Source organism: Sinorhizobium terangae (assembly GCF_009601505.1).
GTDB classification, from domain to species: domain Bacteria; phylum Pseudomonadota; class Alphaproteobacteria; order Rhizobiales; family Rhizobiaceae; genus Sinorhizobium; species Sinorhizobium terangae.
Window position 1 is genome coordinate 1 of sequence record NZ_WITC01000098.1, and the last position, 10,917, is coordinate 10,917.

The 10,917-nt window shown below is 59.9% G+C and carries 9 protein-coding genes and 2 pseudogenes; 8 read left to right on the forward strand and 3 right to left on the reverse strand.

The window, feature by feature from the left end; translation table 11 throughout:
• Positions 1 to 282 precede the first annotated feature (282 nt).
• The 7 genes from GHK62_RS22900 to GHK62_RS34445 all read left to right on the forward strand — a co-directional run bounded on the left by GHK62_RS22900 (position 283) and on the right by GHK62_RS34445 (position 6,205).
• Positions 283 to 879, forward strand: coding sequence for a UPF0262 family protein (locus GHK62_RS22900; RefSeq protein ID WP_153436571.1), 597 nt, complete (start codon positions 283 to 285; stop codon positions 877 to 879).
• Positions 880 to 893: 14 nt separating this feature from the next.
• Positions 894 to 2,537 carry an MFS transporter gene (locus GHK62_RS22905; protein WP_153436573.1) on the forward strand — a complete coding sequence of 548 codons (1,644 nt, stop codon included), beginning with the start codon at positions 894 to 896 and terminating at the stop codon, positions 2,535 to 2,537.
• Positions 2,538 to 2,878: 341 nt separating this feature from the next.
• Positions 2,879 to 3,253 (forward strand): XRE family transcriptional regulator, encoded by a 375-nt coding sequence (locus tag GHK62_RS33975; protein WP_202982054.1) that lies wholly within the window; start codon positions 2,879 to 2,881, stop codon positions 3,251 to 3,253.
• Positions 3,246 to 4,154 carry an ABC-three component system protein gene (locus GHK62_RS22915; RefSeq protein ID WP_153441358.1) on the forward strand — a complete coding sequence of 303 codons (909 nt, stop codon included), beginning with the start codon at positions 3,246 to 3,248 and terminating at the stop codon, positions 4,152 to 4,154. Before GHK62_RS33975 ends, GHK62_RS22915 begins: the two co-directional genes overlap by 8 nt.
• On the forward strand, positions 4,151 to 4,396 hold the full coding sequence (locus GHK62_RS22920; protein WP_153441359.1) for an ABC-three component system middle component 6: 246 nt from the start codon (positions 4,151 to 4,153) through the stop codon (positions 4,394 to 4,396). Before GHK62_RS22915 ends, GHK62_RS22920 begins: the two co-directional genes overlap by 4 nt.
• 134 nt (positions 4,397 to 4,530) lie before the next feature.
• On the forward strand, positions 4,531 to 5,703 hold the full coding sequence (locus tag GHK62_RS22925) for an ABC-three component system protein (RefSeq protein ID WP_234887012.1): 1,173 nt from the start codon (positions 4,531 to 4,533) through the stop codon (positions 5,701 to 5,703).
• A 28-nt stretch (positions 5,704 to 5,731) separates the two neighbouring features.
• Positions 5,732 to 6,205, forward strand: coding sequence for a hypothetical protein (locus tag GHK62_RS34445; protein ID WP_234887013.1), 474 nt, complete (start codon positions 5,732 to 5,734; stop codon positions 6,203 to 6,205).
• Positions 6,206 to 6,798: 593 nt separating this feature from the next.
• Here GHK62_RS34445 and GHK62_RS22935 read toward each other — a convergent pair.
• Complete coding sequence (locus tag GHK62_RS22935) at positions 6,799 to 7,785, reverse strand: RHE_PE00001 family protein (protein WP_153441360.1); 987 nt, start codon at positions 7,783 to 7,785, stop codon at positions 6,799 to 6,801.
• A gap of 435 nt (positions 7,786 to 8,220) precedes the next feature.
• Between GHK62_RS22935 and GHK62_RS33695 the strand changes: the two are divergent.
• Positions 8,221 to 8,598 (forward strand): annotated as a pseudogene (locus GHK62_RS33695) (transposase); the annotation flags it as partial.
• A 173-nt stretch (positions 8,599 to 8,771) separates the two neighbouring features.
• On the opposite strand, the pseudogene GHK62_RS22945 reads toward GHK62_RS33695, so the two are convergent.
• Positions 8,772 to 9,039 (reverse strand): annotated as a pseudogene (locus GHK62_RS22945) (integrase core domain-containing protein); the annotation flags it as partial.
• An 856-nt stretch (positions 9,040 to 9,895) separates the two neighbouring features.
• Entirely contained in the window at positions 9,896 to 10,111 is a 216-nt protein-coding gene (locus GHK62_RS34450; RefSeq protein WP_234887014.1) for a helix-turn-helix domain-containing protein, read from the reverse strand.
• Positions 10,112 to 10,917: the final 806 nt, after the last annotated feature.

The following is a 10,917-nucleotide window of genomic DNA, read 5'->3' on the forward strand; positions in this document are numbered from 1 at the left end:
CCCTTCATCAGTGCAGCTCCGCAGGCGCAAGCCGTGCTCACTACAATTCCGGCTGCACTCTTCGAACGAATGGCCGACCAACAGGTGGAAATAGGCAACGCTTGGCAAGCTTACGTCAGCAAGTAGGCGCTAGCGAGCCCTTTTGCGTCCCAACGCGCAGTAGTTCACAGGCCCAATGACATTGTCATTAGCAGCATTATTCGCAACCGGCATTGCTGAAGATGATCTGCTCGCCGCGGGGAAGCGCCTCTCAGCACTACTTAGAAGAGATCATATTCTCACATGGCGACATTCGCTTTTACAGTTTTACGGGAGGAAGCCTCAACGGCGGAAACGGACGTGTTCCGACTTTACGATATCGTTCTTAGTCCGGGATTCGGATGCAATGACACGCGAGTGGAGCGCGAAAGGACGCTGGCCATTCGTGGATTGCTCGAGAATAACGTCTTTATTCCAGCGGCACATCAGGGAGGTCCTTACCGAGCCGAGATGGGGCTTGCAGGGGGACGCCTTGCGCTCACAATTCAAACGAAAAATGGCGATGATGTTCTGAGCCAGCTTGTGTCGTTAACCACCATTCGACGTCTGGCAAAAGACTATACCCGAGTCTGCGCAAACTACTTCGACGTGATCCGGTATTCTGGTCCTGGATTACTTGAAGCGATCGATGTTACTCGACGCGGTATCCACGAGGAGGCTGCTCGATTTCTAAAAGATGAACTGGCGGGAACCGTTTACATCGACGCGGATACTGCGCGTCGGCTATTCACGCTCGTTTACGCTTTGCTGGATCGAAGGGGGCCAACCTCCGAGGACTACCGTCGCCTGCGGGCAGCCGAATGCGAGAGCATTTCCGCGTCGGAAACAGACGCGACGTGAAGGTAGTCACAGTTATGCAGCGCGAAAGTCCAAAATCGGGTGCCCCGTCGACACTAGCTCCCCTGCAGAATCGCGCATTTCGCGCGATCTGGACAGCTACTCAAATTTCAAGTCTGGGATGGCTGGTGCAGACGACGGCGATAAGTTGGCTGATGGCCACGATCTCGGCCTCCGATCTGATGGTCGCACTGGTGCAGGCTTCGTCGACACTGCCGGCGTTCTTTCTTTCGATCCTGGCAGGGGCGATCGCCGACAGTTTCAGCCGTCGCGGCGTGATGCTTGCCGGCCACTGCCTGATTGCGCTCGCATCTGCGACGCTGGCAATCTCCGTGTCGCTCGGCTTTGTCAATCCATGGCTAATCCTGGGCCTGGGCTTTCTGGCGGGCTGCGGCTTTGCACTCAACGACCCCGCCTGGCACGCCTCGGTCGGCGATATTCTTGAGAAGCGCGACATCCCGGCAGCGGTGACGCTGATGTCGGTCGGATACAATATCATTCGCAGCATTGGTCCGGCGCTCGGCGGCCTTATTCTCGCTTTCCTCGGACCGCTTGCCGCCTTCGTCATGGCTGCGCTGAGCGACCTGGTGCCGCTAACTGCTATTGCCCGTTCAAGATGGCAGGTTCGGGCTTCGCCGTTGCCGCGTGAGCGCATCACCACGGCCATCCATGACGGCTTGCGCTTCACGGCGATATCATCGGAGATCCGAGCGGCTATTTTCCGCGGTACCTTGTTCGGCCTGGCGAGTATATCCATTCTGGCGCTGCTGCCACTCATCGTGCGGGGTCGCTTAGCGAGCGGGCCTATTGTGTACGGCATCCTGTTAGCCGCCTTCGGCATTGGCGCGTTTTCGGCTGGTCTTGGTAGTAGCTATCTAAGGCGGACAATGTCTCGCGATCAATTGCTCGCCGCCGCCTCTACCGCCGGCGCCGCCTGCTGCCTGACACTGGCTCTCACGTCGTCTTTGCCTCTAGCGGCCGTTGCGCTCGCAATTGGCGGTGCAGGCTGGCTGCTCACCTGGACCAGCATTGACGTCGCGATACAGTTGTCGAGCCCGCGGTGGGTCGTTGGCCGCACCCTTTCCATATACTACGCCTTGTCATATGGCGGTATGGCTGCCGGCAGCTGGATCTGGGGCACGATTGCCCAGAACTACTCGCTGGCCGTGGCGTTGGAAGGTGCCGCCACAGTCCTGTTGCTCGTTGCGGCCGCGGCTTTCGTGCTGCCGATCGAGCTTTGGGAAGAATCCGAACAATCCTCCTCCGAGTTCGTCGCACCGTCGCTCGCGCTCGACCTGAAGCCAAGAAGCGGGCCAATTATCGTCAAGGCCGACTACCGGATTCCCGAGCACAACCTCGACGCCTTTCTGGACTGCATGCGCGAACGGCGACGCGTTCAGAGCCGGGCCGGTGCGCGGAACTGGTCGCTGCAGCGAAGCCTGCACACCCCATCGCTTTGGACCGAGACTTACTGGACGCCAACGTGGATGGACTATCTGCGACTCAACCATCGGCTGACCGCCGGCGACAAGGAAGTCGGCGTGCGTCTCGCCGCTCTTCACGATGGGGACCTTCCGCCTGACCCAGTGCTGTCGATCGAGCGGGGAACCGGCCCGGCTCGCAGCCGCAGCCAACCAATTGCCCGCATTTCGCGTCCCTAGAGGCGATTGGAAGATGAGTGTAGCAATCGATGACCCAAAACCCCCGCAAGGAGAGAATGCCCCAGGTTTTCCGCCCCGAGGCGCCCGCCCAGGCCCTTTATTTCCCGCCTTGCCTCCCAAGGCATGGTGACCGTCGTCGCGGCTGTCGCGGCGGCGGTCACCGCTTGAAATTCAGGAGCCACACTCGGGGGCCAACCTGCCCTATCGGCCGAGTAATCGCCGGATACGCTTATTGCAATCTTGACCCCATATAGCTTAGAAGCTATACCCGCACGTGCCATTGGGACAGGTGGCTGTCACTGCCGCAGTTGATAAGAAGGGGCCGATCTACGGCATGGAGCATGAACGCAGTTAACACCTCCTTGCCCCGGGCCGAGCGCAAGCGCTCCCAGGCCGGCGATCAAGATCTGAAACAGCAAGTCGAAGGACTGCGCGAACTACGTCAGATTACTGGCAAGGCGCAGGCAGACATAGCCTCTGCTCTCAATATAAAACAACCCTCTGTCTCCAAAATCGAGAAGCAGACGGATATGTATCTCTCAACGCTCCGCAGTTATGTCGAAGCGGTTGGGGGGAAACTTGAGTTGACCGTGAAGCTTCCGAAGCGTCCCGCGCTTCGGATCCAGCACCTGGGCGATCAGACGGCTGCCGCAGTTGCGAAGCCTCGCGCTGCTAAGATGGCCCCTGCGTCATCGGCAAGGCGGCGGCATGGATGAGTTGCAGAGGTCAATCTACGTCGACAAGTTCCGTCTGGCGTTCCACACTCAAAAGGGCACGGCCTTCCAGGACTGGTTTGTTCGGCTAGCCGGGCACGCTTTCGGCGCCGACTTCGAGGAGGTTCGCCCCTACGGTCCGTATGGTGACCTGAAATGCGATGGCCGCCGCATCAGCAGTGGCTCCGTATTCCAGTGCTACGCACCGGAGGCGATGAAAGAAGCTGACCTCATCGCCAAGATCGACGAAGATTTTCACGGCGCGCGCGCCCACTGGGGCGGCAACATGCAGGAATGGGTGTTCGTTCATAACGACGGCCGCGGTCTGCCGCCGAACGCAGTCCAACATCTGGACACCGTGCGTAAGGCCCATTCGCCGCTTCAGATTTCAACCTGGTCCGAGCCCGAGCTTCTTGCCCTCGCCATGGGTCTGGATCTCTCTTCCCTGCAGGCCTTGTTCGGATTTGCCGCTTCGATTGCCATCGTCGATCGGCTGGTCCTGTCCGACCTCATGCCGATCATCGACGCTCTCCAGCGCCAGGATAGCCCAGCCAATCCGCCGCTGACGCCCCCGTCGCCCGAGAAGCTCGAAAAGAACGCGCTTTCGGAGGAGTCCGGCCTGTTTCTGAGAATTGGCCGGCGCAAGTCCAATCTTGTCGATACCTTTTTCCGGAAGAGCCCCCGGCCCGATCTGGGCGAGCGCATCGCCGAGGCCTTTCGCACGCGCTATGCCGAGCTGAAGGCGCTCGACCTTCCAGCCGACACGATCTTCAAACATCTCCAGGACTACGCAGGGTTCAACGGCGAGCCGAAGCGGCAAGGCGCGGCGTTAGCGGTCCTCGCCTACTTCTTCGACAGTTGCGACATCTTCGAAGATCCGGTCGCCACCGTGGAGGCCCTATGATCCTTCCGACAAAGCATGTCCGCCCGGATCGCGCGCTGATCGGCGTCGGCGCAGAGGTGCTGGAGATTCTCAGGCGGCCGATGACGATGTCGCGGCTGTGGGATGAGATACGCGGACGGCGATCCCTGCACGCCCCGAACGCACCGATAGACTACCAGTGGTTCGTTCTGTCGCTGGACCTGCTCTACACTACCGGCGCGCTCGAATTTGAGCGCGGCCTCGTGCGGAAGGTCCAGACATAATCCGTCGCTTCGCCAGTGATCTCGCATCGTTCAAGACGCTGACCTTCGGGCCGGGGCTGAACATCCTGCTCGCCGACAAGAGCGAAGGCGCTAACGATCGCCAGTCGCGAAACGGCGCAGGCAAGACCAGCTTCGTGGAACTCGTGCATTTCCTGTTCGGCGCCGACGCGCGCAAGGAGAGCATTTTCCGTTCCGACGCGCTCTCCCCGTGGACCTTTGATGTTGCCGTGGATATCGCGGGCGACACCATTTCTGCGGCTCGGAGCGGGGCAAAGCCCAGCCGGATTTTCATCAACGGCCCGGTCGAAGGCTGCCCCATCAGGCCGCAATTCGATGAGCGCGCGGGACTGTTCGAGCTGTCGAATGAGAACTGGAAAGCCAATCTCGGCCATCTCTGGTTCGGCCTCCCTATTTCGGCGGGAGACGAGGCAGAGCGCTTCCAGCCATCCTTTCGCTCGCTCTTCTCCTACTTCGTGCGGCGGCAGCTCAGTGGTGGCTTCCAGCAACCGATGCAGCATTCGACCATGCAGCAGACGTGGGACCAGCAGGTCTCCATCTGCTATCTGCTCGGCCTAGACTGGACGATCCCCGGCCGCTTTCAGGAGCTGCGCGGCCAGGAGAAGGTGGCCCAAGAGCTTCGCAAGGTGGCTCGCAGCGGTGATCTCGGCCGCTTCTTCGGCAAAGCCGCCGACCTTCGCACGCGTCTCACCGTCGCCGAGGCGCGTGCCGAGCGGCTACGGGCCCAACTTGAAAACTTCGAGGTCGTACCGGAATACAAGGCACTCGAGCGGGAAGCGAATGACATCACGAGCGAGATCGACGCCCTGAACGTCGAGAACGTCGTCGATGGCGACCTGCTGCAGCAACTTCGCGCCTCTCTGAACGAGGAGGATGCACCGGATCTCGGCGACGTCACGAAGCTTTATGCCGAAGCTGGGGTCGTCCTGCCGGATATGGTCCGCCGACGGTTCGAGGAGGTCGAACGCTTCCATCGGACGATCATCGAAAACCGCCGCGCACATCTTAACGCCGAGATCGGTTCGGGTTCGGCCTGCGCTTCGAGTAGACTTCCCATGCGATCTTCTCGGGCGCATCGTCCTGCAACGCACGGACACGATCCTCGACACGCTCGACGGCAGCATGACCTTGGGCGAAGCGGTGATCCGGCAGGCCGCACAACTGGCTCAGCAGGATTCGGGGCAGCCGCTCCGAACAGCATTCGCGCGCGGACTTGCACGCGACGGATACGTTCTGGTCTGGGACGCTTATGGCCGGAACGCATCGATCCGGAGGGCGCTTCCCGGTGAGATTCAGCTCCCCGAGACCGACGACGAAGTGCACCAGCTCCTTAAGCGCTTCGGCTTCGTCACCCCGCTGGGGCACCTCGACCAGGCAATCAAAGCGCACACGCGTGGCGATTGGGCCGCCTGCAACGGACAGCTTCGAACGTTTATCGAGAGCCTGTTCGACGACATTGCCCGAAATGTGCGGCCCGCGGAATCGGCGACACGTTCCAGTTCAGAGAACCGGCGCGCACTTCTTGCGGAGATCGGCTTTCTTGCAACGGATCGCAACGAGTGGACCCAGGACGGGAAGAACTACATCAACGGCCTCTTCAAAATGCTGCACACCGAAGGGTCGCACCCGGGCCTTTCCGATGAAGAGTACCTTCCGGCTCCACGTCGTCCTGGTGACAGCCAGGACGTTTTTGCGGCGCCTCGCGAACGGCCGGTGAAGAGCCTATGGCGTTCTTCTCTCAAGATCAGTTGGAGGCCATCGCGGGCGCAACCGCCTCAGATCTTACGTTGATCATCGACCCAAAGAATATCACGTTTGTGTCAGAGCGGTCGGCGGCCGAGGGTCACCACTGATCTCAACATGAGATATCCGTGCAGTTGGAGGTCGCTGCTGATTTTTTCCAGCAAAGTGGCAGCAAATGTACCCTTAAGACGCTGGCGCGGGAATCGGGTAGCTAGAGTTCGATTTGATTGGCAGAACGCGAGCGGGCAGTCAGATCACGGACTGCAGACCGATATGAAACAGCACGAAGAGCCGAAAGATGACCGGGATTTCCGGCAAACAAGCCGCTTCAAATGAACTGGGGCACGTAGTTGCACACATACTCGATGCTGCCGCAATGACGATGACAATCACAGCGCTACTGGAAAAGGAGATAGCCGAGTTCGCGAAGGAGATCACCGAAGTCGAGAAACGCTTTCCGCGCTTCAACACGCGGCCGCGCCGCCAAATAGACAAGGAGGTGCGGCGCACCATATCTGAGCGGATTCCGGCCTGTGGCGCGAGTTTGAGGACCTCCTCAACGCCCGGCTCGGGTCAGACGACCAAGGCAGCGCTGCGGTTCCAGCGTCATCAGATATCAGGCGAGCTGCGTGATGCCGCGTTTATCGGGTCGCTGGAAACCGACGATCATAGCGATGCCAGACTGTCAGAGCGTATGTCCGCTCCCGGGCGAGCGCCAGCCGATCGTGTTCCTTCAGGCCAAGCGCGGCAGCCTCGGCAACCGCGTCGAGGAATGCCAGCAATCGCGTCGTCCGGGCGCTATGGCGCCGGCGCTCGCGGCCAACGACGCGCAAGCCCACGTTAAGGGCCAGCAGGTGGGCTGTGGTCTTCCGCCGCTGGCGCAGACCGGCCGCGACCAGAAGGTTGCCAAGCCATGGTTGATGTTGCAGCGGGCTGATATCTTCCCAGGCGTCCCAAAGCATCGCAGCAGCAAGAACGGGCGGGAGGTTCGCGGTGCGATCAGCCAAGATACGCCAATCGTCGAGACGGGCAGTCTGATCCCAATCCGGATCGTAGATCAACGGATCTCGTTCGGACCCCGGCTGCGGCCGAAATGGCTGAACCGCCGCGCCTTTGAGAACTGCCCTCGAGCGCGCCAGCACGGCGTCAATGGCCGCGAACTCCACCGCCAGCGGATCCGAGTCGTCCGCCTCGTTTTGCTCCCGATCCTGCTCCGGGGCCAGATCCCCCTCCCCTGCATTTTTCGCCGCCGTTCCGTCGCCGCGGCCAGTCAGCTCTCGCAATCCTTCCCGACCGAGCGCCCAGTCGGGAGAATTGCTGAATACCTGCCGGCGGGTGCGCAGGATCGCATGCGCGCGGGTGAGCTCGTGCGTCGGCGTGCGGATATCCATATGCGCGTCGTGCAGGACGAGGTCCTCGACATGGACAAGCTCCCCGTCGAGCCAGAGTGTCGCAGCCGCATCGTGGAAATGAAACCGCTCCACAAATCCGTCGCGCACCGGTGAGCGGGCAAGTCTCTCATCGAGGCGAGCGACGGCGTCTTCGGCCGCGACCAGCGGCACCGCGAGTTCGGCCCACGGTATTGCTTTCGCCAGGTCGCCATGGATTGTGATCCTGCATCGTGTCAATTGACAACCCCACCATACTCGGGAACGGCTCGTCCCGAGCTTGGCCCGCCTGCCTCATGCCACCGCGCGCAAGATGGTTGTGGCGGACGCTCTCAACGGCGCTTGTTCCACTGGCTATCTCGAGCCCTCCCGCCAGGCCCTTCTCGCTCAGCCAAGTTATTGATTTTCTATTAGGCCGCTTCGCCTTGATGAAGCTATCTCGACTTTCGCTTCATCCACGGAGTATTTCCCGCCGCTAGGCAAGCTTGGCGAGCGAGTGCCGAGGGGAACGCGCTTTCTCCTTTGTCGATCAAGGCTTAACAGCCAGCAGCGGGAAGGTGCGCGCGAGATTTAAGGGATCTTCCGCAACGCTGCTCGCCGAGCATTTTCCGAGAAAAGTCGCCCTGCCAGTCAGCCGTGGCCGGCATCCACGCGGGACCGCTACAAGCGCACGGGCTCGACGATATGGTGGCGCGCGGGCTCAAGGTTCCGGAATTGCTCATCGTCGACAGCCGCGCCGGCCCCTGGAGAGCGCCCTTGCAGCCCTGTGGCCACAAGTGCCCGTTCAGTGCTGCACCGTTCACAAGCATCGCAACCTCTTGGCGGATGCTCCCAAGCGGCTTCATGAGGAGATCGGCGCCGACCACAACGACATGATCTATGCCAGGACCGCCAAGGAGGTGGAGCAAAGGCGCAAGGTCTTCAACCGCAAATGGCGCCTCAGATGCCGAGCCGTTGCCGACAGCCTTGAAGAGGCGGGCGTCAGCTCTTACCTTGCTGCGCTTCCCCTCCGAGCAATGGAGATCGATCCGAACGACGGATAAGATCGACAAGCAGATTCCTTCGGGATACCCTTCAGGCGCGCGGACGACCTCGTGGCGAAGCGCGGCGCATCGGCTGCAAGCGCCGTCAGGCAGCCTCTATTCGAGCCTTGCCGGAGTGAGGCGCCCGCGCGCCCTTTCCTTTGGCGGGTTGGCGACATGCGAGCCGAATGGCGGTCACTCGATGAGCGGAAACTGGCGCGGCGAAGCCTGGTAGCGGTCGAGCCGCACGACGCCGCCCAGAGCATCGTGAGGACGCTGCGCGGTTGTAGACATGGCGCCATCGGTCGAACGCCTGAGCTTTGGCGAGATCGGCAAAGGGCGGCCCCTGCAGCGCCTCGGCCTTAAGCGAGCGATGGAAGCGCTCGTCCTTGCCGAGTGTCTGCGGGTGGCAAGGCCTGGAGTGGCTGACGGCGATGCCGGTTTCAATCAGCCAAACGGTCACCAGCGTGACCGCCGGACAGAGGCAAGTGCACAATTAGACGATGACCCACGGCACCCGAGGCGAGAGAGGCCGGCGCGACAATGCGCTTACAGCGCGTCAGATTGATTAGCCCCTCGCATCGCGAATTTCATCGAGGCCAGCGGTCTTAGACCGCGCTGAAAGGCCGGACATATGACCGCACCTATCCCGCTGGATGAAATGTCTGAAAAAGCGCTTGCCCGCGTGGCCGTTCCACATATGTCGCGCTACAGGTCTTCCAGTCGCCGGCTCATTTCGTTCGAGTTGTGCCGGCAGTGGATGGTGGATCTGGCGGTCCAGCCCAGCCGCCTTCTGCCCTGCCGCCTTCTCGTGAATCTCTCGCAATTGTTCTATGAGAGGGAGAAGGCTGCTCGAGCAAGTGCCGGCACGAGATCGTGATGTCTCATCACAACGATCAGGATGCTTCCGAAATTGTTCCGCATCATTCTTCTGATCGCCATCAAGGCGACGGCCGTGCGCCGATCCCGCAGTGAAGCATCATGCCGCAAAAAACGGGACGCAAACGCAACGCGGAAAGCTCGACATGTACTTGACATCAACGTGACGACCAAATCGCGACAACGGCCAAAAAGGATGGCCTTGACGCGCCTGACCGATGTCGGGCTCGGCCTGAGCCTAACGCGCGGTTGAACGTTTCGGCTGGCGCTAGTTGACCTATCGTATCGACGTCCCTCAGAGCTCCCTTGAGCCTTAAGCGATCCACACCAGCTCGCAATTTTCTGCAGCGCACACCCGAAAGAGCTCTTCTGTGCGTTGTGCCAATTGATTCAGAATTGGTTGGCACACATCGTTGAGGCCAATGTGCAGCGCGACAAACAAGGTGATCTCAGCCAGATTGTCGCTCCATACCAATGTTCGCAAAAAAACGAAGCCCGAGGGCTGCGGTTCGGATTGCCAAGCGGTAATGCTGTGTGATGGGATCTTGGGTGGCGAAGTCACAGTCTGTAAGAATTGAAAGTAGCCTGTGGGCGATGCTTTTTGGGAGCTTCAGCCGTCGGGCTATGTCACTGACCGCAAGGCCTTCAGGATGATCGGCGAGCAACTCAATGATGTCCAGAGTACGCTCCGTTGGTGAAACATTTGCTACGCTTTAATTCTCAATGGCAAGGGAATCTGCCTCTGCAACAGTGCAATCAGAACCACGTACGCATCTGGACATGCGTTGACCGGCATTCTCGTTTAAGATATTCATTCAAGACTGCCTTTTTCCCGTTACATCCATTTTTTTCTTGCTCTACAATCTGTGCATCTTAGACGAATCTTCAGCTCGGCTGCAGCGCTGATCCAGCCGTCCCTGCGACCTGCTCGGCTGGACTCATTGAGGACGGCGAAATACGACGTGAACCGCCGTGCCCTCGGCAGAGTGCTGGTTCAGCATTTCGGTGGATGTCAACGTCGCGGTCCGCTGGCCTTGGATCTCGCCATGCGCTTGGTGGTATCTCTTCTCCCGAGCGAGATATAGCCTGGGCTTCATTTCATCGTTGCGTCGGATATCGCATCTCCGTTCAGTCGGACTATCCTCACGAGAGGGCTTCCGCCGCGCCTTCTCGTCGCCAAGTGAGACTACCGAGAGCAGCCTTGCTTTTTCAAGGCGCGGCTCTCCAACGGCTCCGCACACCTACCTGAGAACAGTCAGTCCATCGATGGTATTCTGGGGACTAAGCTCGCGTGTTCTGACAGCACCACCGATTCAGAGAATCTCAGAATCTTCTTTGTTTCGGTGTGCAGTTTCCGAACTACGGATTATATAATTGTCGACCGCGTTTGGCGTCAAAGTTATGTGAAAATATATTGCGGTCGGTACATTCTAATTTGAAGTGCGACATGCCAATGATTTCAATGGTTTCT

What these genes read in the sequence shown, in the direction of transcription:
- GHK62_RS22920 (WP_153441359.1), top strand. Translation starts at nt 4,151, where the DNA reads ATGATCCTTCCGACAAAGCATGTCCGCCCGGATCGCGCGCTGATCGGC.
- GHK62_RS33975 (WP_202982054.1), top strand. Translation starts at nt 2,879, where the DNA reads ATGAACGCAGTTAACACCTCCTTGCCCCGGGCCGAGCGCAAGCGCTCC.
- GHK62_RS22905 (WP_153436573.1), top strand. Translation starts at nt 894, where the DNA reads ATGCAGCGCGAAAGTCCAAAATCGGGTGCCCCGTCGACACTAGCTCCC.
- GHK62_RS22900 (WP_153436571.1), top strand. Translation starts at nt 283, where the DNA reads ATGGCGACATTCGCTTTTACAGTTTTACGGGAGGAAGCCTCAACGGCG.
- GHK62_RS22915 (WP_153441358.1), top strand. Translation starts at nt 3,246, where the DNA reads ATGGATGAGTTGCAGAGGTCAATCTACGTCGACAAGTTCCGTCTGGCG.